The following is a 25,837-nucleotide window of genomic DNA, read 5'->3' as shown; positions in this document are numbered from 1 at the left end:
CGTTATTGCCGCACACGGGGCATTTTTAGTTGGCCTTTGGGAAGGTGTGGCGCGGCAGTGTGTACCGTATATTGAAGGCTGCACATCAATCAGCCGGGCAGCCCGTGAAGGAAATGCAATATTTCTATTCCGGGGCCTTATGATGCCAACAGCGGCGTTACTGTTTATTTTCTGGTATTTACAAGCTGTCTGGTTAGAAAAAATCACTCAACAATCTCAAAGAACTATTTTCATTTCAGGTTCGACAGCCGCTGTTTTTTTAATCTTATATATAGATTTTCTGGGTACCAGCGGCGACATTTACCAACTGTTACGCCGCTACGGCACCACGTTGTATTTTGGCTTAACGATACTGGCCCAGATGTTAAGCATCCGAAGCCTTAAACTGAAAGGGCAGGTACTGGATAGTAAAGTTCGCTTTTATTTAACGCTGCAATTCCTGCTGATGGTGCTTTACTGGTGCCTGGGTATTGCCAATATTGTTATCAAAGCCAGCGGCGTCAGCTGGGCTGATGCCGCCGAGAATGTAATCGAATGGCATTTTGCGTTATATATGTCACTCTACTTTGGTTTAACAGCCATGATGTGGCAACGAACAGGTTTTAACTTGTGCTTTACGGTAGGTAAAAAAAACGGCTAGTTTCATGGTATCGACTCTGGTAAGTCTGCAGCCAGCAAGTAAACCGCCATACCCGTTTATTCTTTCAGCGCCTGGAGTGTTTTCTTACTGTCGTTAAGGTTGTCAGCTAACTGATCCAGTAATTGCTGAATGTCTGCCGACAGCTCGCCGAGCTTGGTATGTCTGACCAGATCCGCAAGCTTGTGGTCTTGTTCCAGACATTTATCCAAAATGGCATTTCTGGCATCAGATGAGAACAGTTGGGTTAGCTTGCCACCCAGCTGCTGCATCAGCTCTTTGTCTGGGTCGGGCCTGACAGGCAATTCATCCAGCTGCTTAACAACTTTTTCAAAGGGTTCGATAAAGCTTTCCCGCTCACGGGCAAGATTGGTTAAGCGCTCGTCAAGATTATCTTCCGCCAGCAGCTCAGCCATTTGCCGATAGTAGTCTGCTGTTTCTCTGACTAATTTCAGAATTTCCAGGCTATCAGCCTCGTTATCAGTGCGTATAATTGACATATTAAACCTTGTTAGTCGTTGGCTGCGGTATTGTTCCTGCGATTACTTCAATAGCCTCTGGCATTACGGCAAACTCCGCAGGCGTTTTCGTTTTATATTCACCATCAGCGTTGAGTTCAATTGGCTTGGTGGTGTTAATGCTGATTTTTCTGGCGGTTTTACAGATAACCCGCTCTGCTGTTCGCAGGTCGCCATTGCGCAAACTGGGCCCCAACAGTAACAGTTGCCACCAGCGCTGTGGTTTAATGCAGAATAAACTTAGCTGCCCGTCCAGTAATGTTGAGGTATTATCAACAATATTGCCACCGCCGTAAAAGCGGCCGTTGCCGACAGCCAGATGAATGACCCTGACCGAACAATTCCAATCATCTGCTTTTAAGTTTATTTTAAAACTTCTGTTACGCTTAATGGCGCTGAAAAAAGCTCCCAGATAAGCAAAAACGCCAAAGTATTTTTTCGTTTCCGGTGTCAGCTCATGAGTGACATCTACTCCTAAGCCAATATGCGCCACATTGACAAAGTAGTTACCGTTAACCGTTGCCAGGTTTATCCGTTGCCGCTTACCGGCAACAATGGTTTCGGTTGCTGCCAGAATATCCTGTGGAATTCCCAGAGAGCGGGCAAAATCATTGGCAGTACCCAGCGGCAGAATGGCCAGGGTGCGTTGGTGTTTTTTAACGGATGCCAGTGCCGAACTGATCGTGCCATCACCTCCGGCTATAATGACGATGCCGTCTTGTTGTGGGTAACCTGCAATTTTCGCCAGCATATCAGCACGGCTTTGCGTGATATGAACGGCCACCTCAAAACCCGAAGTCTTCAGTAACGCTATTGCCTCGTCCAGCTCAGCCGCCTGACCATTGCGGCTATTAGGATTGACCAGCAGCAGAGCGTGTTGCAATTGTGTGTCCCTCCAATCTTAAAAATAGCCGGTGTTCGCAGCAGAACCGGAATTTAGCAGAATAATGCTCGCTGTTGCCGCAAACATGATGCAGTAAAAGCATAGCCTTATTTCAATTATCAGCTTTGGCAAAAAACACTATGTGTCTATATGTCGATACAGAGACTCAATAAAACTGTATATTCCAAACGCAAACAAGCCCAGTGAAATAATGATAATTGTCCAGGTACCGAACGGGGTATTGCCCAGCCATTCAAAAGCGTCGCTTATTCCTTCTTTATCGGCGTTGCCCGAGACGTATGCCGGGCGAAGAATAATCCAGCCAATAATACACCACACTATGCCACGTGAAATAAGGCCGAACCTGCAGATTGGAACGAGCCATTGTTTTTTATCGGCTGGAAAATCGATGTACTTTTTGAAACCGGATCTGAAACCTTTAATCAGATGCGCTACGCCAACCAGGATTACCATCACCCCAATTACCGCGAACAGTAGGGTGACCTTATCTGAACCCAGAAGTTCATAGGCAATTGATGAAACAGATTGTTCAGAAGCATCATCAGTCTGGTGGAGCAAAAGTTTAATTACCCAATATGCCAGTATGCTATGAGAGATTGCACTGATAATGAGACCCCCTCGGATAGCGATTCCTTTGAAGGAGTGGCCGTGATTATCGGTATCCGTTATGCCTTGAATAAAACGCCAAATCACATAGCCTGCCAGACCTACCACCAGCATCATTAACAGTATTTCACCAAAAGGTTGCGCTTTGAGGCTTAAAATGGCCCCTTTACTGCCCGTTTTGTCGCCCTGCCAACCCATGGCGGAAAAAAACGCCAGCAGACCGATTGTCAGATAAATCACGCCCCTGGCTGCGTAGCCCATTTTAGCCCAGGGTTTGGGGCTATTAAGTTTAACCATGCTAACTCCCTTTAATATTCGGTTTTTGCTGCGTTATCACGTAGCGCGCCGCGCTGGAGAATAACAATTGAAGGCTGATTTGCCGATTAAGCTTATGTAACCTTTTCTTAACTTACAAGTTTTGCTGTTGTAGAGAATGATTGTTTTTGGCAACGCTCACCCACTGACATACAATAGCGCCAGTTTAATTCTGAGGTGCGGTATGAGTAGTAATAGCTTGCCCGGGGTAAGTTCTTTTCGTCATAAAGTCGGCCATTTTCTGCAGCGTACCAGTGTGCAGCGCACGCTACTGACGCTAATTTTAATTAATGCCTTAATTCTGGGGCTGGAAACCTCAGCGGCGATAATGCAGGCCGTTGGTCCGGCGCTGTTGCTGTTTGATAAAATTATTCTGGCCGTGTTTGTAGTGGAAATTGGCTTACGGATTTATGTACACCGGCTGGCGTTTTTTAAAGATGGCTGGAGCATTTTTGATTTCATCGTGGTGGGTATTGCACTGGTACCGGCCAGCGGACCTTTTGCGGTATTGCGGGCGCTGCGGGTATTGCGGGTACTTCGGGTGCTAACCTTTGTACCGTCGATGCGCAAAATTGTCGGGGCGTTAATAAAGTCTCTGAACGGTATGCTGTCGATTGCCATGGTGCTGGCGCTGATTTATTACGTGGCGGCGGTAATGGTCACCAAGTTATTTGGTGAGGCCTTTCCTGACTGGTTTGGCAGTCTCGGCGCGTCGCTCTACACCCTGTTCCAGATCATGACCCTGGAAAGCTGGTCAATGGGCATCGCCCGGCCGGTGATTGCCGAGTTCCCCTACGCCTGGGCGTTTTTTGTACCCTTTATTCTTATTGCCACCTTTACCATGCTTAACCTGTTTATTGCCGTTATCGTTAATGCCGTACAAAGCATGCACGATGAAGAGCATAAAGTGGAGCATGATGCCGAGCAGGCTACTCAGCAGCAGTTATTGCAACAGATGCAGCAACTGCAGCAGGAGTTGCAACAGCTTCGCAGCGAGCTGAAAAAGCCTACTGCAGAATAAAGTCTTCCAGTGATTGCTCGGTTAATTTACCAATCTGGCTGAACATATAAATAATGGCGCCCATCAGCATTACCATTACCGGCAGCACAATAACCGGGTAGCTGAGCCAGGTCATCCGGCCCAGTTCCTCGGCATAAGCCGTGGTGCCAGGCTGGCTGACGACAATGGCTTTGGCCAGTACATAATTCAGTACTGCCGAGACAAAAAACGCCGAAGCGACAATATAGCCGGCGCGGGCTACGCGCTGTTCAAACAGCTCGCGTTTTTGCCGGGCCGCCAGTGCCTGATACAGCTTGTCGGTATCCAGCAAATCGGGGTTAATCAGCAGTTTTTTCACCAGCGGGTACGGTGTGTACTGGCTTATCAGCACAATAATGCCAATAATTGCCGGGATCATTGCCTCTTTAATCGCAATATACGACGGGTCCAGCTGCAATAAGCTGATGCCACCGGTCAGCAATACACTGATAATGCCAAGAATTGAATAAAAGTTGACCTTGCCCGACTGCAGCAGCTCCCATAAGCCAAACAGCAGCGGAAAGGCCAGTGCCACCACCACGCCCCATACCGGCCCCAGATTGTCTTCGCCACTGAAGCGGCTGAGAATAACTGCCGGCACCACAATATTAAAAATCATATTGCTGAAAAAACCGGACTTTTTCTGTTTAGCCGGGCGGGTTGGGGTTGTTGCTGGTGTACTCATCAGGCTGTTTACCGTTTATATAGATAGGGTCGGACTATAGCATGGCCGGAGCCGGTTATTTAAGTCAATATTGCCAGCGGTGAATAGCATGAGTGTCCGGGCTTTGATCCTGAATTTATCTTTGTGGTAATTTGGTCTTACCAATTCCGTTGCCGGTTTTGTAATCAATCAGTGTTGAGTACCAATTGATTACAGGCTAGGGTGGGTTTATTCGGGATGTGTATTGAACACAGATAATCAAAACAGAGATGCTGAAATGGACCATTACGCTGCACTAAAAACCAATGTTGGCCTACTGGGCACCCAACTGGGCGAGACTATCCGCCAGCAACTGGGCGACGCTGTGCTGGAACGGGTAGAACAAATCCGCATGCTGTCCAAGGCCGCGCGCCAGGGTGAAGAATTACAGGCCGATAAGCTGAAACAGGTACTGCGTAGCCTGAGCGATGATGAGTTATTGCCGGTGGCCCGCGCTTTTGCCCAGTTTTTAAACCTGGCTAATTTAGCCGAACAACATCACACCATCAGCCGGATTGGCCATGCCAGTATCGAAAAGCCTGAACCCCTGCAGGAGTTATTCAGCCTGTTGGATGAAAAAAAGCTCGATAACGGCAAAGTTAAACAAGCCGTGGCCAATTTATCAATTGAGCTGGTGCTGACCGCCCACCCGACTGAAGTATCACGCCGCACCCTTATTCATAAACTGACAGAAATTGCCGGTTGTTTAACTGAACTGGAACACGAATTAACCGCGGCAGAGCAACAAAAAGTGGAACTGCGGCTAAGCGAACTGATTGCACAGGCCTGGCATACCAATGAAATCCGCGAGCAGCGGCCGACGCCGGTGGATGAAGCCAAATCAGGCTTTGCAGTCATTGAAAGCTCGTTATGGCAGGCCATTCCGGACTTTTTAAGGGAGCTGGATCAGAAACTGCTAAGCGCAACCGGTGAGGGCCTGGCTGCAGACGCGGCGCCGGTGAAATTTTCTTCCTGGATGGGCGGCGACCGTGACGGTAACCCTTTTGTTACTGCCAAAGTTACCCGTCAGGTGTTGCTGTTAAGCCGCTGGAAAGCTGCCGATTTATTTGCCGCCGATTTAGATAGTCTCAGCAGTGAATTATCGATGTATCAGGCCAATGACGCACTGCGCGCAGCCGCAGGCGAGGCAAGTGAGCCTTACCGGGTGGTGCTGAACCAGTTGCAGACCGGCCTGCTGCGCAGCCGCGACTGGCTGACTGAGGCGCTGAAACATGACCGGCTGCAGCGGCCGCAGGATTTAATCTGGCATAATAAGCAGCTGCTAGAGCCCTTACTGCTGTGCCATCAGTCGTTGCTTGACTGCGGCATGGCTGTGATTGCCAATGGCCGGCTGCTGGACACTATTCGCCGCGCCTATGCCTTTGGTTTAACCCTGTTAAAGCTGGATATCCGCCAGGATGCCGGCCGCCATGCTCAGGTATTTGCTGAATTAACCCAGCATCTGGGCCTGGGCGATTACAGTGCCTGGGACGAAAGTGCCCGTCAGGCCTTTTTACTGGCCGAGCTGGCTAACCGCCGGCCATTATTCCCGAAAAACTGGCAGCCGTCGGACGATGTTCAGGAAGTACTGGATACCTGCGATATCGTGGCCCGGCACGGCAGCGAAGCGCTGAGTACTTACGTTATTTCAATGGCCGGTAAGCCGTCTGATGTGCTGGCGGTGCAACTGCTGTTAAAAGAAGCCGGCATCAGCTTTGCGATGCCGGTGGCGCCTTTGTTTGAAACCTTAAGTGATTTGCAAAATGCGCCGCAGTGTATGGAGAAGTTGCTGAGTATTGACTGGTACCGTGGCTATATTAATGGTAAGCAGGAAGTGATGATTGGTTACTCTGACTCGGCCAAAGACGCCGGCGTGTTTGCCGCCGCCTGGGCGCAGTATAGTGCCCAGGAAGCCTTAGTGGCCATTTGCCAGCAGGCCAAAGTGCAGCTGACGTTGTTTCATGGCCGCGGCGGTACCATTGGCCGTGGCGGCGGTCCGGCCCATGCCGCTATTTTATCGCAGCCACCGGGCTCACTGGCTGGCGGTTTGCGGGTAACCGAGCAGGGCGAAATGATTCGCTTTAAATTTGGCCTGCCAAAACTTGCCGAGCGCAGTCTGGCGTTATATGCCAGTGCCGTGCTGGAAGGCCTGCTGCTGCCACCGCCGGTGCCGAAAAAAAGCTGGCGTGAGCTGATGCAGCAGCTGGCCGATGACTCGTGCGAGGCGTATCGTGTCGTGGTGCGCCACGATAAAGACTTTGTGGGCTATTTCCGTGCTGCCACACCCGAGCAGGAGCTGGGCCAGTTACCGCTGGGCAGCCGGCCGGCCAAACGTAACCCGACCGGTGGCGTTGAAAGCCTGCGGGCGATCCCGTGGCAATTTGCCTGGTCGCAAAACCGCTTAATGTTGCCGGCCTGGCTGGGTGCCGGTGCTGCGCTGGCGAAAGCGGCAGAACAGAACCACACCGCTTTACTGGATGAAATGCAGCAGCAATGGCCGTTTTTTGCCACCCGTATGTCGATGCTGGAAATGGTGTTTTTAAAAGCCGACGTCGATATCGCCGCTTATTATGACAAAGTGTTGGTGCCGGACGAGCTGAAACATCTGGGGCAGCAACTGCGGGCCCAGCTGACAGCAGATCGTGAGCTGCTGCTAAAGTTGATTCACAGCGATACGTTAATGGCGAAAGAGAGCTGGATCCGCGAATCAATAATGCTGCGCAACACTTACGTAGACCCACTGCATATTCTGCAGGCCGAACTGTTACACCGGGTTCGCCATCAGCCCGAGCGGGTCAACCCGATGATTAGCCGGGCACTGATGGTCAGTATCGCCGGCATCGCGGCCGGCATGCGCAACTCGGGATAAGCAGGCGGCTAAGAGTAGCTGCTATAGTTAGATTACTGCCAATCAGATTAAGCCGGAGGGATAATGCGGCAATGGTTAGCGCTGCTTATGTTATCAGGGGTATTGTGTTGCCCCGGCGTAGTAGCACAGCAGGCCGATAGTGAGCAGCCTGAGACAGAAATAAGAGTGGTGGATGCACCAGCGGATCAGGCGATTGCGACGCGGCTTGGTAATATTACGGCAGCCATCAGCGGTCTGGAACAGGTGGAAATCAGCGTCAGGGCCGGGGTTATCACGCTGCAGGGCCAGGTAGCCAATGCCCAGCTGAAAGATGAAGTTGCCACTATCGCCAGCCGGCTGGAAGGGGTAGTGCATGTCCAGAACCAGCTGCAGGAGCAGCTGGCGGTACGCTCCCGCTTAGCCCCCGCTACTGAAAAATTCCGGGAAATGCTGGGTACCACGGTGCAAATGTTACCGTTATTGCTGCTTGCTATTCTGGCGGTGCTGCTGTTTTCGCTGCTTGGCAGCTGGTTATCCCGGCGCAATTCGTTACTGCGTAAGTTAGGCTTGTCTGAACTGGCCACTAACCTTGGCATGCGCTTTGTGCGGTTAACGGTTACCGCTATTGGTATTCTGATTGCACTGGAATTGCTTGATGCCACAGCGCTGGTCAGCGCGATGCTTGGCGTAGCCGGGGTGATCGGTATCGCGCTGGGTTTTGCGTTTCGCAATATTGTTGAGAATTACCTGGCCGGGGTGCTGCTTAGTACCCGCAACCCTTTTGCCATTGGTGATTTTATTCAGGTTGATGATATGAGCGGTAAAGTGGTGCGGCTGACCTCGCGCGATACCGTGCTGATGACCCTGGATGGCAATCATCTACGGATCCCGAACAGCCAGATCATTACCTCACCGATGACCAACTTTACCCGTAATCCATTACGCCGTTTCGAATTCAATGTGGGTGTGTCGGTAACCCTTGATTTAGTCAGGGTGCGCGAGCTGGCAATCAGTACCTTAAATAATATGCCCGGCATTTTAACCGAGCCCCCGCCGCGGGTGCTGGTACTGGAGCTTGGTGACAGTGCGGTCAGTGTCCGGGTGCTGGCTTGGATTGACCAACGCGATACCGATTTTCTGAAGGCACGCAGCGAAGCGATCCGGTTGGTGAAAACCGCCTTTGATCAGGCAGGCATTGAAATGCCTGAGCCGATTTACCGGCTGCATATGGTCGATATGGCTGCCCAGGATGCAGATAACAGCGCACCGGGCCGGGCAACGGCGAAACCGCAGGCGATCCAGTCTGACGTGGCGACAGTGGATGTCAGCGCTGATACCACCATCGAACAGCAATTAACTGACGAGCTTAACCAGTCGGCAGAAGAAAACCTGTTGCCGGCAGCGGATAACAACTCTGCCGGTAAACCAGCAGATTAACCAGCGTTTGGCCGTGGTACAAAATCAAGCACTGTGGCATTTATGCAGTAACGCGGCCGGCCGTTGGGGCCATCGCCGAACACATGGCCTAAATGAATACCCGACACTTTGGCCCGGATTTCCGTGCGCTGCATGCCATAACGGTTATCGGGCTTCTCAATAACAGCGCCGGCAACCGGCTTGGTAAACGATAACCAGCCGGTACCGGAGTTAAAACGGTCGCGGGTATCAAATAACGGCGCGCCGCTTAATTTGTCGACAAAAATGCCATCCGGGGTGTTTTTAAATATCTGATACTCTTTGCAAAACCGCTGATCAGTCGCTTTATCAAAGGCAACATCGAAAGCTTCGCTGTCACCCAGTTTAAATTTACCCAGTAGCAGATAAAATTCTTCAGCGTTGAGAAAGCCCTGATGAGCGAATACCTGCTTACCATCTTCCAGCAGAATAATGGTCGGCGTAGCCCAGGTAGGGCTGCTAATTGTCAGCTTATCCAGCTGGCTGGCAAACCGGAAATGCAGTGGAATGTCGCCCTGATAATCACGGGCCACCTCGGCTTTAAATTTTTCGCAGTAAGGGCAGTAGTTTTCCGAGTCTATTACCACGATATGTTTACCCGTTAACAACGGGCTGTTGTCAGTCTGGCTTTGGTCCGGCTTGTTGTCACGGTTAAAACGCACCCCGGTAGAATGGTCAGGACAATAACCATTGGGGTTTTTGGCAATATAATCCTGATGATACGCTTCGGCCGGAAAAAACTCGGTAAGGGGCTTTAACCGGGTAACAATCTGGCCATAACCGGCCGCGGTTAATAACGGCTGATACTGCTGCATTACCGCCTTAGCCCGGGCCTGCTGCTCTGCACTGTTGGTCAGAATAATCGAGCGATACTGAGTACCAATATCGTTGCCCTGGCGGTTAAGCTGAGTGGGGTCATGGCTTTCAAAATAATGTTGCAGCAAGGCTTCCAGGCTGATTTGCTGCGGATTAAAGATAACTTTCACCACTTCAGCGTGGTTGTTGGGGTTCATTTTATTACTGCGCTGGGTAATGGCCCGGTAGTTGGGCGCCACACCCTGACCATCAGCATAACCGGATATCGCATCCACTACACCCGGCAGTTTTTCATAACGCATCTCAGCGCCCCAAAAGCAGCCTGAACCCAGTACTATACTGTCAAGCTGAGCGGTAAGCGGCATGTCAGGCTTCACTTGCTCTGGTGTCACAGCAGTTACTGCTGGCAGATCCTGCGCCGGAGAGTTAAGCGCAGAAAACATCAGTAAAGACACAACTAAAGCGATACAAAAGCTCAGATATTTCATCACATCATCCTGTGGTTGCTCTGGTTAACTAAACAGACCGGCTCACTGGCCACAGGCTTTCACTGATTTCGCTATTAGCGCGATGCCCCTGTTAACTTTGCGCAGCAAACTGGCGGATAAAACCCAGGGTTTCGGTGATCTGGTTGCGGCTGATATCCAGATGACAGACCCAGCGCAGGCGCATTAAGGCGCCCTGACTTGCCTGATACCGGCTGGCAGTGACTTTAATGCCGTGCTCAGCCAGATAGGGTAACAAGCGGTCGGCCAGTGCCGGACTGATATCAGTGAATACGATATTGGTTTGCGGTACGATCACCGTCAACGATTGCAGCGCCGGCAACTCACTGGCCAGTTCAGTTAAGCCCTCAGCCAGATAGCGGGCATTGGCATGGTCCTCAGCCAGCCGTGCAATGTTATGTTGCAGCGCATACAGGCCGGCGGCAGTTAACACCCCGGTCTGGCGCATACCGCCACCGAGCATTTTTCTGACGCGCTTTGCCTGTTGAATAAACACTTGTGAGCCCAGCAATAACGAGCCCACCGGACAACCAAGGCCTTTCGATAAACACAACGATACCGAATCATAGCCCTGGCAAAGCTCGCGGGCCATCTGCTGCGGGCTTAACCGGTGCTCAGCTGCCATAGCAACAGCGGCGTTCATCAGCCGGGCACCATCGATATGACATTTTAAGCCATGCTTTTTAGCCAGTGCGGCCACATCGCGCATATAGTTAAGTGGCAGCACTTTACCGCCAACGGTATTTTCAATCACAATTAACCGGCTGCGGGCAAAGTGCGGATCGTCTGGTTTTATGGCGCCGACGATATCGCTAAGCGCCAGTGTGCCGTCTGCCTGCAATTCCAGCGGCTGCGGCTGAATAGAGCCCAGCACTGCCATGCCGCCAGCTTCCCACTTGTAGGTATGCCACTGCTGGCCAACTATTGCTTCATCGCCGCGCTGACAATGGCTCATCATCGCAATCAGGTTGGTTTGGGTACCGCTGGGGGCAAATAACGCTGCTTCAAAGCCCAGCAACTCAGCGGCATAGCGCTGCAGCTCCAGCGTAGTGGGGTCATCATTAAATACATCATCGCCAAGTACGGCATCATGCATTGCCTGGCGCATAGCAGCACAGGGCTGGGTTACGGTATCACTGCGAAAATCGGTCATTGGGATCTCTGCTTAATAAGTTCAGGCAGTCGGAACTGGTAGCAGCAGGCTAAAACGTCAGCAGGGTAAAAAGCAATAACGATACGGCCAATAGCATGCTGAACGGGAAATAAAAAACCGCCCGGTTCAACGCGGGCGGTTCTGTTAAAGCAGCAAATGCTTAGTAGAAGCTGATCCTGAAATCGACGCCTAATATCCGTGGTTCGTTAACAAAACCGGTCAGGTTATTAAAGTCGATAGCCCCTTTCAGGTTGTCTTCGTCGGTAATATTACGTCCAAAGAAACCAACCTCGTAGTTATGTTCATAATTGATGTAAGCCACGCGCAAGCCGGCTTCGAAGTTATTGTTCGAGCGGAACTCGGCTGACTCATACAGGAACAGGTTAGTTTCACCCTGCAACTGATAGTCGGCATAAACATAAATTTCACCGCTTTCAATCGGGAAATCGTAGCGGCCATTCAGGGTTAAGATAGTTTCCGGTGCCTGCGGGAACGGATTGCCATCAATAAAGGCCTGGCCGTCGCTGTTTACCGGATCAAGCACCGTACACATGCCAGAGCCACACGGTGCTACAGTCAGGTTATCATCCTGCAGTTCCGTGTTGTTATAACTGAAGCCACCGCCCACGGTGAAATAGGGTGTAGCGCGCCAGTCGAAGTCGATTTCAAAACCATAACCCACGCCCTTGTCGGCATTGATTAACTGGTTACCCTGAGTCTGACCGCCGATTGCCGACAGCTGAATGTCATCAATGGTGTAGTAAAACAAGGCACCGTTCAAACGCAGAGTGTTATCGAGTAAGTCTGACTTGGCACCCACTTCAAACGAGGTAATGGTTTCAGCATCAGCTACTGATGGTGGGGCTTCAAAGGCTACATCGCGGCCCTGAATAGACTGAGCGCGGAAGCCTTCGGCAACCCGGGCAAACAGGCTGGTGGTACCGGTCAGGCGATAGTTAGCACTGAGCTCCCAGCTGATATTGTCATCTGACACCCGGATTGGCGCATAATACTGCTCTTCAGCCGCACCAATCACCAGCGCAAAACCGTTAACGTTCTGCTGGCCAACATAGAAGGTTTTTTCATCGTCGGTGTAGCGGATACCAGCGGTAATATCCAGTTTGTCATCAACTTTGTATGAGCTCTGGCCAAACAGTGCCCAGCTGGTATTACCATGGAATACTTCAGTCGCACCGAAAAAGCCGTCAATGCTGTTTACTGAGAAGCTTGAGTCAAAGTAAAAGGCACCGGTCTGCCAGCTTAGTGCGTTGTCGGTATCACTGGCCAGGCGGATTTCCTGGGTCACCTGCTTTAAGTCACGCAGCTGATCTTCAGTGACCGCCTGAAACGGAATAAATCCGGGGCCGTCAGGGTTGCCACCATCAATATCACCAATACCACCACCGTCGGCTTTCTCAACCGCTGAAATGCTGGTTAAGGTCATATCGTTAAGCGCGAAATCAAACTTTAATGAACCGCCCCAGCCATCATAACTTTGTGGGTTATTACGGCCTTCGTTATACGCTACCGTGTCGCGGTCATAGTTATTATTCAGCTCACTGCTGCCAGGGCTTAAAATATTGGCCCGGAACAAGGTTGAAGTGCCATCATAATTACGGGCATGCAGGTTCAGTAAAGCTTCAAAACTGTCCCCTTCATATAAAAACTGTACCCGACCGGCTTTTTCATCATAGCCACCCATCACATCTTCATTGCCGTAGAAACTGTTACTGACCCAGTCGTCGCGATGGTTGGACATTAACGACACCCGGGCTGATAGCTCGTCAGTTAAGCCACCGCCAATAGCGCCTTCCACATTCAGCATGCCCAGACTGCCGGCACTGGTTTTAAAATAGCCATCAAATTCCTGGCGCGGTTTTACAGTGTCAAACTTAATAATGCCGGCTGTGGTATTGCGACCAAATAAGGTGCCTTGCGGGCCACGAATAACTTCAACTGCCTGGATATCGAACAAAGGAAAGCTTTTTAAAATAACGTTTTCCATCACCACTTCGTCCATGATGATAGAAACCGGTTGTGAAGCGGCCAGGTCAAAATCAGTATTGCCTAAACCACGGATATAAAAGCGCGGTGCAGCCCGGCCGTTTGAGGTCTCAGCATATAAACCCGGTACTTTTACTGCAAGAGCGGTAATGTCGTCGCCGCCGGAAAAGATCGCATTAAACCGTTCCTGGCTGATGGTGGCTACCGAAATAGGCACTTCCTGGATACTCTGGGTCCGCTTCTGGGCGGTAATGGTAATGGTTTCCAGCTTATTATTGTCTTGTTGCTCGCTGTCAGTTTCCTGAGTTTGCGCAGCCGTAGCAAAGCTGACAGCACCAAACAAACCGGCGCAAATTGCCAGATTCAGAGCAGACTTTTTCATGCCTTTCATTAAGTTCAACCTTTATATCATCACTGGGGTGGGGGTAACAGCCAGCCGGAGTGACCACGGCTAACCACAGAATAAAGCCCCGCTAATATAGCATTCTGTCGTGAGTTTTGCTGCACTTGGCGTATTAAATCCGCATTTATCGCAGTTATTTTGAACATTTCTCTGAACTGAAGTAGCTTAATAGCGTAAAGCAGATATCGGGGTAAAGTAATGTCGCAACGAAGCAGCTGGCTGACAATCTGGGCGTTTTTACTGCTAAGCAGTTGGCCGTTGAGTTTTGCTGTTAATGCCAGTAATAGTGGCTGGCAGCAGGCAAAGCATATCAGGGCTGAACTGCTGGCAGAGTACGGTACGGTTGTGCCGGGCCAGCAACTGGCCGTTTTGTTGCATTTTCAACCCGACCCAGGCTGGCATACCTATTGGCAGAATCCCGGCGACTCCGGGCTGGCAACCAGCATCAGCTGGCAACTTCCCACCGGAGTAAAGGCCGGGGCAATTCAATGGCCAACACCGCAAGCTTTTATTATTCCGCCACTGGTTAACTATGGTTATGCCGGCCAGACTTTACTACTGACAGAGCTGAGCATCCCGGCTGACTATGCTGCCGATAGCCTGACTATTTATGCCGATGTTGACTGGCTGGTATGCGAGGAAATTTGTATTCCGGCAGATGCCAGCTTTGAATTAACCCTGGCAGTTGCCGGCCAGAGCGAACTGGCGGCAAGCCAGCAGCCATTGTTTAACAAGGCCCGCGCTGCATTGCCGTTGCCAACCGGGATAACGGGCGACTATGCCATCAGCGGCGGCGCATTCTCTGCAGAGCTGAGCGAACAGCTGCCCCAGCCGCCGGTAGCGTTTTTTGTGGCCGCAACTGAGCTGGTAGACCATGCTGCCAGCCAGCAACTGGTGTCGCAGCCAGCTGGCTGGTTGTTACAACAAGCCATCAATACTTATTTCAGCAGTGCACCGCAACAGGTGGAAGTGGTGCTGGTGGATGCCACAGGCCAGGGTTATAGCGTCAATCTACAGCATCGCAGTCAGCCGGCTGAGCCTGGTGCCAGTACTGAAATCCTGGTGACTGGGGGGACGCTTAAGCAGAGCAGTCTGTGGTTAGTTTTATTAATGGCCGCTGGTGGTGGCCTGATCCTGAATTTAATGCCCTGCGTATTTCCGGTGTTGTCATTAAAAGCGCTAAGCATTGCCGGCAATAGTCAGCAACGGCAGCAGCAACAACGTGATGCTGTTTTTTATACGGCCGGGGTGGTACTGAGCTTTCTGGCGTTAGCCGGTTTACTGATAGCGCTTCGAGCCGCCGGTAACGCTATTGGCTGGGGCTTTCAGCTGCAAAGCCCGTTGCTGGTGGGTTTACTGGCCTATTTACTGCTGGCGCTGGGCTTAAGTTTGTCCGGGCTGGTGCAGTTTGGCCTGGGCTTAATGAATACCGGTAGTGAGCTCACTGCCAGACGCGGCGCTAAAGGCTCATTTTTTACCGGGGTACTGGCGGTCATTGTTGCCAGCCCTTGCACTGCGCCCTTTATGGGCACGGCGCTCGGTTATGCCGTAACCCAGAGCCCACAGGTGGCGTTACTGGTGTTTGCTGCGCTCGGCCTTGGTATGGCGCTACCCTTTTTGCTGCTGGCCTATATTCCGGCGCTGGCCCGGCTATTACCTAAGCCCGGCGCCTGGATGGATACCTTAAAGCAGTTACTGGCGTGGCCGTTGTATTTAAGTGCAGTCTGGCTGGTGTGGGTATTTGGCCGCCAGACCGGCATCGATGCAGTAGCTTTACTGTTGGTTGGCATGGTGGCCCTCTCTGCTGCATTGTGGTTGTGGGGTAGGGTGCAGCTGGGAGCCGGCTGGTTTAACCGCCTGGCGATGTTTGGCTTGCTACTGCTGGCGCTTCTCACTTTATGGCAGGTTACCAGCCAGCCGCTGGTGCAGGGTACTGTCAGCCAGCAAAGCCAAAGCCAGCAGCACTGGCAAAACTGGTCACCGGAAAAACTCAGTGCGCTGCGCCAGCAGGCAAAGCCGGTACTGGTTAATATGACCGCCGACTGGTGTATTACTTGTCTGGTGAACGAGCGGGTAGCGCTGAATACCGATCGCAGCAAGGCAGCTTTACAGCAATATAATGTCAGTTACCTGAAAGGGGACTGGACCCGCCGCGACAGTGATATTACTGCTTATTTGCAGCAGTATCAGCGCGATGGCGTGCCGTTATACGTGGTGTACTGGCCGGGGCAGCCACCACAGGTGCTACCGCAAATTTTAACGCCTGACACTCTCAGGCAAACATTTGAGTCGTTAAGTCAGCAGTAAGCAGCCAACAATCAAGGTGTAACCCATTACGCAACAGGAGCGATAACTATGAAATTAGCAAAACTCGTTGTTTCCGTCGGTGCCATGCTATTTGCAGCCACCCTTGCTGCCGCGCCACAGGTTGGCCAGCCGGCGCCGGATTTTACCGTGAAAGATTCAAATGGCCAAAGCCATAGCCTTAAGGATTTTGCCGGCAAAAATGTGGTGCTGGAGTGGACCAACCATGACTGCCCATTCGTGGTTAAGCATTACAGCGGCAATATGCAGCAGCTGCAACAAGCTATGCAGGCTAAAGACGTAGTCTGGCTTAGTGTGATCTCGTCAGCACCGGGCAAACAGGGCCATATCGATAGCGCCAAAGCAGCAGAATTAACCAGCAGCCGTAATGCCAGCCCTACCGCTATCTTATTTGATGAAAGTGGCAATATGGGTAAGGCCTATGACGCCAAAACCACCCCGCATATGTATGTTATTGACGAAGACGGTGTGTTGCAGTACATGGGCGGTATCGACAGTATCCCGTCCGCTAAAGTGGATGATATTGCCAAAGCCACGCCGTACTTTGCTAACGCGGCAACTGCGGTACTGGCCGGCAATATACCGGATCCAGCCGTTACCCGGCCTTATGGCTGTAGTGTTAAGTATTAACAAACAACAGCTCAGCCGGTATTTGCTGGCTGAGCTTTGCTTGTGAGTCGGCTAAGCTTTCAGGTGGTTAAGCTTAGTTCGGTGAAATAAACACTGGTTTTACCCTGATGCGATGAGTAGTAGCTGATATACAGCTTAGTACCCTGTAGCACCATGCCGGCATAGCTGCAATCGCCGGCTGAGGGCAGGCTTTGCCATTCGGTTAACTTGCCAGTTCGGCGGTTAATCCAGCATAAACTGGTGCGTACCTCGTCATCATATAGCCTGACGCAAGCCAGTAAACGGCCGTCAGGCAGTTGCAACCATTGCGGCCCGCCAATCCTCCAGCCAACATCCTGCCATTGCCAGTGGGTATAAGGTGGTTTGCTCTGGCCGAATAAGCCATGTTCCGGGTCGCGGCGCAGTAAACACAACGCGGTGCCATCGGGCTCGAACAGCAAGCCGCTTTCATTGGCATACTGGCCGCTGAGTAAATCGGTCACTGGTGCTAACTGCAGCGGACTGTCGCCCTGATATAGCCTAACCAGTTTATCCGGGCCTGTGTGGTATCCCACGGCATAGCAGTGAGGCATCTGCCTGGGAAGCTGCTGCCAGGCCATCCGCCACAACCAGATATTCGGCTCACCAATCGGCGTGGCTGCTGTCCAGCTGTAACCATCTTCGGATTGCCAGAGATAAGATTGATGTGATTGCTGGTCACGGTTATGCAAAGCACCGGCACCCAGTAACAGCAGTTTGCCAGCAGGGTCAATGCTGAGTTTCGCGTCGCGTAAATCAGCATCAGTGGCGCTGATAAGCGCCGCACTTTGCCAGCTGTGGCCCAGATCAGCTGAACGTAGCAGCCGGAAGGCACCGTCAGGCGAAACGTGGGCACTACCTTCGCGAAACACACACCACAATGCCTGCTTAAACCAGATAAGGTCGGTAAAGGCATTATGCTCAGCCTGTTGCCAGATACAGCGTGCCGTTAACATCGACTTTCCTCACTTTGCAGGGGGGTAATCCGCTGAGCGTTATTACAGACCCCAGTATAGCGCCGCTGATTGATTATTGACTTTGCGCTTTCTCTATTCGCTTTGCAGTGCCGTTATCGGGTCCAGCTCGGAGGCTTTAATCGCCGGATAAACTCCAAAGGCCACGCCGATTAAGGCACAGATACTGAACGATAAACCAATGGCCAGCAATGACCAGCTGACAGCCCAGTCAGAGTAAACGGCAATAAGCTCTGACAATAAAATACCGAATACAATACCCAGTAAGCCGCCAAGAATGGCGATAGCAAAGCTCTCGGCCACAAACTGAATTTTAATGTCGCGCCGGGTGGCACCCACTGCCCTGAGCAGGCCAATTTCTTTGGTGCGCTCCAAAACAGTAGCCAGCATAATATTCATAATGCCGATACCGCCGACTAACAGGGATATGCCGGCAACGCACGACATCACAATATTAAAGATTTGCTGGGTTTGTTTTTGCTGGGCCAGTAACGCAGCCGGCACAATAATGTTGTAGTCATCGATATCGTTGTGGCGTTGTTTTAATAAAAAATCCAGAGCGCGGGCGCTTAACGCATTATTGGCGTCTTCACTTAGCTGCAGCCGGAATGAGGTAAGCTCAGCAGTTAATGGCTCGGCTTTAAAGCGGGTCTGGGCAGTGTTCAGCGGCATAAACAGCTGGTTTTGTTCGCCACCAAGTTTAATACCCTGAAATTCATCACTGCCGGCATAGGGCTCGGCCAGTACGCCGACCACCTGCAGCCAGACATGGTTAACTTTTACCGGTTTACCCAGCGCATCGCCATCGGGAAATAAACTCTGCGCGACCCGGGCGCCTAAGATGGCCACCTGGGCTGCGTAGCGGTTTTCCTGTTCAGTGAAGTTACGGCCTGCCACAAACTGCAGCTTGCTCAGTGCCATATAGCTTGGTGATACACCAATAGCGGCGCCGTCACTTTTACCGGTGTGGCTGTAAATACCATGGGTGTCGAGCATTCGCTCGGCACTGTACGACGTTACGCCGGGAATAGTGGCAACTGCAGCATCAATATCGCTCTGGTTCAAGCCCAGCGAGTGCTTGCGCTGTTCCTGCAGCACTTTTTCATCAAACTTACGTCCTTCCACTATCAGGTTGCGCAGGCCCATGGTTTCAATGGTTTTTAAGGCTTCGCGCTCAGCGCCTTCGCCGATATTCAGCATGGCGATAACAGCGCCTACCCCAAAAATCATCCCCAGCAGGGTTAAAAAAGTACGCAGCTTGTGCTGCGCCAGTTCGGCCAGGGTATCTTTTATCAATGGCGTATGTTTCATGGCGTCAGCTTTCCGGATTAATCAGGGCGATTTCATCACCGGCGCTAAGGCCGGTACTAATTTGGGCGTGGCTCAGGCTCTTACTGCCAATACTGATTGGCTGTTTAACAAAGCCGCTGCCATTGCGTTTATAGACATAAAGTTGCTGCTGTTCACTGAAAATGGCTTGCAGCGGTACTTTTAATACTTCAGGTTTTTCGTTTACCCATAAGGTGGCGATAACTTTAATGCCCGGCATAAAATTCGGGTCTTGCTGCTCAGGGGCAACAATAACCTCGATATATTTGCGTGGGTCGCGCCGCTCCCGCGACTGAGCTACCGCGGCCACTGAGACAATGCTGCCGCTGAGCACGTTATCAGGCCAGGCTGCCAGGTAAAAGGTTACCCGCTGCCCGGCGGCCAGGCCAATTGCCTCCTGCTCTATTACCTGCAGCTTCAGATGCTGCAGACTTAAATCCGGAATGCTGCCAATTTTCGAGCCGGGAAACACCATGCCGCCCACTTCCGGTTTTTCACCACGCCAGTTGGTGTCAAACAACAAAATACCGGCATGAGGAGCTTTGACTTCCAGCGCGGCTAAACCACTTTCTGCCTGCTGCAGCAGGCTTTGCTGCTGGCCGCGTTGCAGTTGCAGCAACTCCAGCTCGCCACTGCTGCGCTGAGCGAAACTTTGTTCCTGCCAGCCCAGATATTGCTGCTTTTCACCCAGATACTCTTTATTCTGCATTGAATCGAGAATTTCCAGCTTGGAGCGGATCTGCACATCGTCAATACTGAAGCGATCGGCAAAATTAAACTCCTGGGCTATCAGGGTTTGATCCAGCCCCAGCGCTTTTTGCTCTTTTTGCTGCTCGGCCAGTTTTTGCTGCTCGTCGGCCTGCACGCTGCTAAGGCTGGAGCTGGCTTTGCGTTGAGCGCGTTCCAGCTGGGTGGCATCGAAGGTAACGACCACATCACCCGGTTCCACCCGGCTGTATTCGCGGGCCAGGCTGGCAATAAAGCGAGGGCCCTGCACATTGCGTGGTGCGCTGACGGTAACCGAGTTAACGGCGAATAATTCACCTTCGGTATGAACTTTATGGATCAGGGTATCGGGTTCCACCTGATAAACCGGGATCTGTAACGCCGGTTCACTGCAACCGGCCAGGGTAACTAATCCCAAAGTTATTGCTGTGGCCAGCAGCGGCCGGAATAGCTTAATTTGCATTGGCCGCTCCTTCTGTGGTGCTCAGGCTGATATTCAGCCGGGCGGTCATGCCAGGCCGCATCAACTCGGTATCGAGGTTGGTCAGGCTGACACTGGCATCTACTACCCGTCGCAGGTTATCGTTCGATTTATCCCGCACCGCATTGCCCAGGCTTTGCAGCACGCCGTTAAAACGCCGCTCCGGATAGGCATCCAGGGTCACCTCAACTGCCAAACCCGGTTGCAGTTGTTTTAAATCAATTTCATCAATTTCAGCTTTGACATACAGGCTGTTAAGCTGGCTGACTTCCGCTACCGGCTGACCAAACTGGGCACTGTCGCCGACCGAGAACTTTTCACCATCAAACCCCATGCTGTACACCATTACCCCCTCAAACGGCGCTTTAACCTGCATACTGGCAATGCTGCGTTGCAACTCGCTGACTTCCGATTGCAGGCGGCTGACTTTGGCCACCAGCATTTGCTCTTCGGCCCGGCGTTGTTGCTGATGACTGGCCAGTCTGGCCTGCGCCAGCTGATACTGGTTGTCGGCAATGGTAAAGTCGATTTGGGCTTTACGCCGGTCATTGGCCGAGCGTGACTGGTCAACAATTTCGGCTTTGCGTTGTTCGCGGTCATATTCCATTTTCCGCTCAGCCAGGGTCAGCTTCAACTCTTCAAAAGTTTGCTCATCGCTGCGCAGGCGGTTGGCCAGTTCCTGTTCGGCACTTTTTAGCTCAATGCTTTTATTGTTCAGCTCATCGACCAGCCGCTGACCGTCAAATGCCACCACCACGGCGCCTTCGGTTAGCATGCTGCTTTCCGGTGCCAGCTGTTTAATATTATATTGCCACATGTTGCTGACACTGGGGGGCGAGGCTTTAAATGAATTAGCCGCGGTTAACTCGCCGGTAGCCCGCACATGGCTGACCACGTTGCTGGTCGGGCCGGCGGTTGTTTCCTGCTGACAGCCATTTAGCAGTAGGGTACTTAAGCCTAAACTTACGCCGTATAACAGGGGTTTTATGCTGATCATTCGGCTGCTACCTCAATTAACATGCCCATACCCAGCATCGGGCTGGCAACCGGTAAACTGGCGGCACTGAACGACGCTTTGTAATACAGGGCCGTGCCCCAGCGCTGGCGTTTCTCACCCTGTTGCGCCAGTTCGCTGAGCTTAACGGCGAAAGGCTGATCAGGTGCAATATCAAACCGGGCCTGCAGCTTGTCGGCCTGCTGCAGCCGGGGCAGATCGGTTTCATGCACCCAGGCTTCAATATACAAATTTTCTTTGCGGTTCAGCTCGGCGATTATCCAGCCTGGCTGGGCGGTAACCCCGGCATAAATTTTGGTGCCGTACCACGGATGGTTGCCATAGCTGATATTACCGTCCTGGGTGGCATAAACGCTCATCCGGCTTAGCAGGTTTTCCGCGTCATTCAGCTCAGCGCGGGTTTGCTCAATCTGCAATTGTTGTTTACTTAACGCTGCATCCGCAGTGATCCGGGCTACCGCCAGTTGCTCGGCGGCTTTGCTCGCTTCGGTGCGGGCCCTTTTTTGTTCCAGCTGGTACTGCTCATAATCATACTGGCTTAAATTTTCCAATGGCACGCCGGCATCGATGCCGGCTTTTTCCAGCAGTAACTGGCGCCGGTTCAGCTCGAATTCGGCTTCCATTACCGCCTGTTTATGCTCACTGTTCAGCTGGTTCAGCCGCTCCTGATGGTTAATCAGGCTGCTTTTCAGCTGCTCTATCTGGGCCTGAATATTACCGGCATCAAATACGGCAATTAAATCGCCGGTTGTGACCGGTTCGCTTTCGCTTTGTAACCACTGCACCTGCACCCGCCAGTTATCGGTCATCGGCGCAACGATACTTTGCCTGTCGGCAGACTGCAGGGTACCGGTTAGCAATAAGGGCAGCTCACTGCTGGTTGCGGGCGCTGCGGCATTGTCTGTGCTGAATGCCGGCAGGCTGGCTGCCAGCAGGATCAGGCAGAACGTTTTGTTGAACATGCACTGTCCTCCGTGATCTGGCCATCGCGCATCCGGATCACCCGGCCGGCATAGGCGGCAATCTCATCTTCGTGGGTTACCATCACGATGGTATTGCCCTGCTGATGTAAATCGCACAGCAATTGCATAATTTCTTTCGAGGTTTTGCTATCCAGATTACCGGTGGGCTCGTCAGCAAAAATCACTTTCGGCCGGTTTATCAATGCCCGGGCAATCGCCACCCGTTGGCGCTGGCCGCCTGACATTTCATGTGGTTTATGGTCTTTGCGATGACCAAGGCCAACCTGATCCAGCAGCGCATTAGCGCGGTCGATAGCCTGTTCCGGCTCGGTGTCGGTATAGCGCAGCGGCAGCGCCACATTCTGAGCGGCAGTCAGCCTGGGCAACAGATGAAAAGACTGGAAAATAAAGCCGATATGCTGGTTGCGCATGGCCGACAGGCTGACATCATCCAGCTGACCAATTACCTGACCCGCCAGCTGATACTGGCCACTACTTGGCGTATCGAGGCAACCGAGAATATTCATCAGGGTCGATTTGCCAGACCCTGAGCTGCCCATAATGGCAACAAACTCGTTTTCGGCAATACTCAGACTGACATCGCGCAGTGCCTGGACCTGACTGTCGCCGCTGCCAAAATTCTTATAAAGGCCGTTCGCTGTAATCATCCGCTTCATCTGTTTGTGGTTAGAATCGATACAGTTTGCCATAAGCTAAACTATGCGGACAGCCACTTATTGCCATCCGATGGATTAGCAGGTTGATTAATTGTAAGCAGATGTAATAAACGTCAGGCCGGCTTTACTTAGTTGTAGAAACCGCCGGCTCAGTCTGCCTGCTGATAGCGCACCAGATTAAGTAACTGGCTGATATTGCTTAATTCATGGCGTTGCATTATCAGTTCGCGGCCCAGTTTTAACGCATTACGCTGACACTGCGCCCGCTTACCGGCATCACTGATGCTATCCATATCGGCGACATGAGCCAGGCCAACGGTGCGCCGGATCAGCTCACATCCGGCATAGCCACTGGTATCGCGGAACACCTGCTGCAAAAAGCGCTGCTGATATAAGCTGTTTTCCAGCGCCGGATCCTGGGTTTCCCGGGCCATCAGCTCGGTATATATTTCACTGAACTGTTGCCATAACTGCTCAGCTTGTTCCAGCAAAAAGGCTTGCTGTTCAGCGGCATCATCGGCGTCATGCAGGCCAGGGCAGGCTAAATAGTTAAGCAGTAAATTACCCAGTAAGGTGCCGACATCAAAACCTACCGGGCCATAAAAGCCAAATTCCGCATCGATTACTTTGCAGGTTTCGGCATCAATAAAAATACTGCCACTATGTAAATCGCCATGCAGCAATGCCTGTGGTTTACTGAGAAAATCGGCTTTCAGCGCGGCCACTTCGGCTTTTAACGCCTCGTCATGCCAAAGGGTTTTGGCTTTTTCCAGAATCGACGGCTCAATATTGTTGCGCTCGTGGTTGCAGTACGGGTCGGTAAAAAATAAATCTTCGGTGATCAGGCACAGTTCCGGGTTTAAAAAACGGGCAACTTCGGCTTTTTTATGTTCGCTGCTCAGCACAAAATCGCTGGTATAAAACAGGGTGTTGGCCATGTATTTCGCCATTTGCGCCGCCAGATGGTTAAACTTTTTCCCGGCGTTAAGCTCAGTGCGTAAAATGCGGAAGGCTTTTAAATCTTCCATTAAAATGGCGCAGGCTACCGGGTCAAAATAACGCACGTCAACGGTATGCTCCGGGCAAAAGCGGCGGTGCATTTTCAATACTTCTGCTTCAATCCGTGCCCGGTCGGTGGTAAGCGGCCAGCTTTCACCAACACAGCGGGCGTAGGGCAGGGCTTGCTTTACAATTACCGAGGTACCTTTGTCATTCTCTACCCTGAATACCAGATTCAGATTGCCGTCACCAAACTCTTCTGCGCTAAGTTTACTGTGATCGCCAAACAGTTCGCTGTGCTCATCAGCAAAAGCGATGGCATCATCGGCATTAAAGGTTTTGTACTCACTCGTTGTTGTAGTCATTGATCAGGGGCACCGTTACTTGTAAAGACAAAAGCTGGGCTGCATAATCGCAAACCCGATAGCCGTCTGCAATATCTAACAAAGCGTTAAGCAGGAATAAGTCATGCAAAATTTAACGGCGCTCAGCCTGAAAACCGAACAGGGCCAGCTTTTCGTGCTGGATCAGACCTTGCTGCCGCATCGTCAGCAGTGGCTGCCATGTAATACGGTAGCAGAGATGGTTAACATGATTAAAAAGCTGCAGTTGCGCGGTGCGCCGGCCATTGGTATCGGTGCCTGCCTGCTGCTGGCCGTGCGGGCAGAGCAGGGCGTAAGCTGCCAGCAACTGCGCCAGGACGCTGAAATACTGCGCGCCGCCAGGCCAACCGCCGTTAACCTGATGAACAATATCGACAGTATGCTTAAGGCACTCACCGGGCCTGATTATGCTAAAAACGCAGTGGCCTGCGCTGAAGCGCTGTTTTTTGAGGATGTGGCGTTATGTCAGCAAATGGCCGCCCATGGTGCCGCCCTGGTGCAACCCGACGAGCAGCTGCTAACCCATTGCAATACCGGTGGCCTGGCTACTGCCGGGGTAGGCACCGCGCTGGGGGTAATAAATCTGGCGCACCAGCAGGGTAAAAATATCCGGCTCTGGGTTGATGAAACCCGACCCTTGCTGCAGGGCGGCCGCTTAACCGCCTGGGAATGCGAGCAGCTCGGTATTCCGTATCAGCTTATTTGCGACAATATGGCAGCGATGCTAATGGCCCGTGGTCAGGTAGACCGGATTTTTGTCGGCTCAGACCGCATCGCCGCCAATGGCGACTTTGCCAATAAAGTTGGCACTTACTCACTGGCCGTGCTGGCGCAATATCATCAGGTACCGTTTTACGTGGTCGCCCCACACACCACCGTCGATTTAAACTGCGCCGATGGCAGCGTTATTCCGATAGAACAGCGCGACGGCAATGAAGTACGCGGCGTCAGCGGCGCCTTCGGCCAGACGCTTTGGGCGCCGGAAAACGCTCCGGTATTTAACCCGGCGTTCGACGTAACCCCTGCCAGTTTAGTCACCGGCTGGGTATTGGATACTGGTGTTTATAGTCAGGCGGATATTGCCAACGGTGTGTTAAAGCAGTTTGCCTGACCTTGTGAACATACCCAAGCAACAGTGAGCGGCTGGAACCTCGAATTGGTCGGCACAGAGTGTCTGAGTGTTTGCGTGAGCAAACAGGAGTTGCTGTGCCGAGCCAGGGCGAGCGTTGCAGTCGATAGCTGTCTTCAAGTCGCCGCCAACTTGTTTAAAATTTAAGCAAGCAGTTTTTCAGCAATTTTTTATAGGCCAAATATACTAGTGTTAAGTAACTGATTTCTTTACCCCCCCCTGTTAATTTGTTGATTAAGTAATATTAATATAACAAAAAAGAATATAACAAATTATTGTTTA

21 protein-coding genes are annotated in these 25,837 nt (G+C 51.8%); 7 read left to right on the top strand and 14 right to left on the bottom strand.

Features of this window, described 5'->3' with window-relative positions:
- Positions 1-139 precede the first annotated feature (139 nt).
- The gene (locus R3187_RS16935) at positions 140-640 is read left to right on the top strand and encodes a hypothetical protein (protein WP_318968241.1); all 501 of its coding nucleotides are present in this window, start codon (positions 140-142) and stop codon (positions 638-640) included.
- 56 nt (positions 641-696) lie between these two features.
- Here R3187_RS16935 and R3187_RS16930 read toward each other — a convergent pair whose 3' ends face one another.
- From R3187_RS16930 to R3187_RS16920, 3 genes are all read right to left on the bottom strand, one after another.
- Positions 697-1,137 carry a hypothetical protein gene (locus tag R3187_RS16930; protein ID WP_318968240.1) on the bottom strand — a complete coding sequence of 147 codons (441 nt, stop codon included), beginning with the start codon at positions 1,135-1,137 and terminating at the stop codon, positions 697-699.
- Between the two features lies 1 nt (position 1,138).
- Positions 1,139-2,038: a lipid kinase gene (locus R3187_RS16925; protein ID WP_318968239.1), complete on the bottom strand. Its 900-nt coding sequence runs from the start codon at positions 2,036-2,038 to the stop codon at positions 1,139-1,141.
- Positions 2,039-2,176: 138 nt separating this feature from the next.
- Positions 2,177-2,962, bottom strand: coding sequence for a DUF1206 domain-containing protein (locus R3187_RS16920; protein WP_318968238.1), 786 nt, complete (start codon positions 2,960-2,962; stop codon positions 2,177-2,179).
- Between the two features lie 202 nt (positions 2,963-3,164).
- On the opposite strand from R3187_RS16920, the gene R3187_RS16915 reads away from it, so the two are divergent.
- Positions 3,165-4,001 (top strand): ion transporter, encoded by an 837-nt coding sequence (locus tag R3187_RS16915; RefSeq protein ID WP_318968237.1) that lies wholly within the window; start codon positions 3,165-3,167, stop codon positions 3,999-4,001.
- Here the strand turns inward: R3187_RS16915 and R3187_RS16910 are convergent.
- Positions 3,988-4,704 carry a VC0807 family protein gene (locus tag R3187_RS16910; protein WP_318968236.1) on the bottom strand — a complete coding sequence of 239 codons (717 nt, stop codon included), beginning with the start codon at positions 4,702-4,704 and terminating at the stop codon, positions 3,988-3,990. The two genes, R3187_RS16915 and R3187_RS16910, sit on opposite strands and share 14 nt — an antisense overlap.
- A gap of 256 nt (positions 4,705-4,960) precedes the next feature.
- On the opposite strand from R3187_RS16910, the gene ppc reads away from it, so the two are divergent.
- Entirely contained in the window at positions 4,961-7,591 is a 2,631-nt protein-coding gene (gene ppc / locus R3187_RS16905; protein ID WP_318968277.1) for a phosphoenolpyruvate carboxylase, read from the top strand.
- Positions 7,592-7,654: 63 nt separating this feature from the next.
- Positions 7,655-9,007, top strand: a complete 1,353-nt coding sequence (locus tag R3187_RS16900) for a mechanosensitive ion channel family protein (protein ID WP_318968235.1) — start codon at positions 7,655-7,657, stop codon at positions 9,005-9,007.
- Here R3187_RS16900 and msrA read toward each other — a convergent pair.
- The 3 genes from msrA to R3187_RS16885 form a co-directional block, all read right to left on the bottom strand.
- Entirely contained in the window at positions 9,004-10,329 is a 1,326-nt protein-coding gene (gene msrA, locus R3187_RS16895; RefSeq protein WP_318968234.1) for a peptide-methionine (S)-S-oxide reductase MsrA, read from the bottom strand. The genes R3187_RS16900 and msrA overlap by 4 nt on opposite strands.
- A 91-nt stretch (positions 10,330-10,420) precedes the next feature.
- Complete coding sequence (gene ltaE, locus R3187_RS16890; protein ID WP_318968233.1) at positions 10,421-11,500, bottom strand: low-specificity L-threonine aldolase; 1,080 nt, start codon at positions 11,498-11,500, stop codon at positions 10,421-10,423.
- A 160-nt stretch (positions 11,501-11,660) separates the two neighbouring features.
- The gene (locus R3187_RS16885) at positions 11,661-13,886 is read right to left on the bottom strand and encodes a TonB-dependent receptor (RefSeq protein ID WP_318968232.1); all 2,226 of its coding nucleotides are present in this window, start codon (positions 13,884-13,886) and stop codon (positions 11,661-11,663) included.
- 219 nt (positions 13,887-14,105) lie between these two features.
- Here R3187_RS16885 and R3187_RS16880 point away from each other — a divergent pair, with 219 nt between their 5' ends.
- On the top strand, positions 14,106-16,214 hold the full coding sequence (locus R3187_RS16880) for a protein-disulfide reductase DsbD family protein (RefSeq protein WP_318968231.1): 2,109 nt from the start codon (positions 14,106-14,108) through the stop codon (positions 16,212-16,214).
- 48 nt (positions 16,215-16,262) lie between these two features.
- Positions 16,263-16,862: a redoxin domain-containing protein gene (locus R3187_RS16875; protein ID WP_318968230.1), complete on the top strand. Its 600-nt coding sequence runs from the start codon at positions 16,263-16,265 to the stop codon at positions 16,860-16,862.
- 59 nt (positions 16,863-16,921) lie between these two features.
- Here R3187_RS16875 and R3187_RS16870 read toward each other — a convergent pair whose 3' ends face one another.
- The 7 genes from R3187_RS16870 to mtnK all read right to left on the bottom strand — a co-directional run bounded on the left by R3187_RS16870 (position 16,922) and on the right by mtnK (position 24,408).
- Positions 16,922-17,836 carry an exo-alpha-sialidase gene (locus R3187_RS16870; protein ID WP_318968229.1) on the bottom strand — a complete coding sequence of 305 codons (915 nt, stop codon included), beginning with the start codon at positions 17,834-17,836 and terminating at the stop codon, positions 16,922-16,924.
- A 93-nt stretch (positions 17,837-17,929) separates the two neighbouring features.
- Positions 17,930-19,165, bottom strand: coding sequence for an ABC transporter permease (locus tag R3187_RS16865; protein ID WP_318968228.1), 1,236 nt, complete (start codon positions 19,163-19,165; stop codon positions 17,930-17,932).
- 4 nt (positions 19,166-19,169) lie between these two features.
- Positions 19,170-20,372, bottom strand: coding sequence for an efflux RND transporter periplasmic adaptor subunit (locus R3187_RS16860; RefSeq protein ID WP_318968227.1), 1,203 nt, complete (start codon positions 20,370-20,372; stop codon positions 19,170-19,172).
- The gene (locus R3187_RS16855) at positions 20,362-21,387 is read right to left on the bottom strand and encodes an HlyD family secretion protein (protein ID WP_318968226.1); all 1,026 of its coding nucleotides are present in this window, start codon (positions 21,385-21,387) and stop codon (positions 20,362-20,364) included. Before R3187_RS16855 ends, R3187_RS16860 begins: the two co-directional genes overlap by 11 nt.
- Positions 21,384-22,367, bottom strand: coding sequence for an HlyD family efflux transporter periplasmic adaptor subunit (locus R3187_RS16850; RefSeq protein ID WP_318968225.1), 984 nt, complete (start codon positions 22,365-22,367; stop codon positions 21,384-21,386). The genes R3187_RS16855 and R3187_RS16850 overlap by 4 nt, the downstream gene beginning before the upstream one ends.
- Positions 22,343-23,035, bottom strand: a complete 693-nt coding sequence (locus tag R3187_RS16845; RefSeq protein ID WP_413229039.1) for an ABC transporter ATP-binding protein — start codon at positions 23,033-23,035, stop codon at positions 22,343-22,345. Before R3187_RS16845 ends, R3187_RS16850 begins: the two co-directional genes overlap by 25 nt.
- Before the next feature lie 158 nt (positions 23,036-23,193).
- The gene (gene mtnK / locus R3187_RS16840) at positions 23,194-24,408 is read right to left on the bottom strand and encodes an S-methyl-5-thioribose kinase (RefSeq protein WP_318968224.1); all 1,215 of its coding nucleotides are present in this window, start codon (positions 24,406-24,408) and stop codon (positions 23,194-23,196) included.
- A gap of 103 nt (positions 24,409-24,511) precedes the next feature.
- Between mtnK and mtnA the strand changes: the two genes are divergently transcribed.
- Positions 24,512-25,537 (top strand): S-methyl-5-thioribose-1-phosphate isomerase, encoded by a 1,026-nt coding sequence (mtnA, locus tag R3187_RS16835; RefSeq protein ID WP_318968223.1) that lies wholly within the window; start codon positions 24,512-24,514, stop codon positions 25,535-25,537.
- The last annotated feature ends 300 nt before the right edge of the window (positions 25,538-25,837 follow it).

The sequence above is a fragment of the Arsukibacterium sp. genome (assembly GCF_033721375.1).
Taxonomy (GTDB): Bacteria; Pseudomonadota; Gammaproteobacteria; order Enterobacterales; family Alteromonadaceae; genus Alishewanella.
Note: the sequence above shows the minus strand (reverse complement) of the source record. Positions and strands in the feature narration are given on the sequence as shown.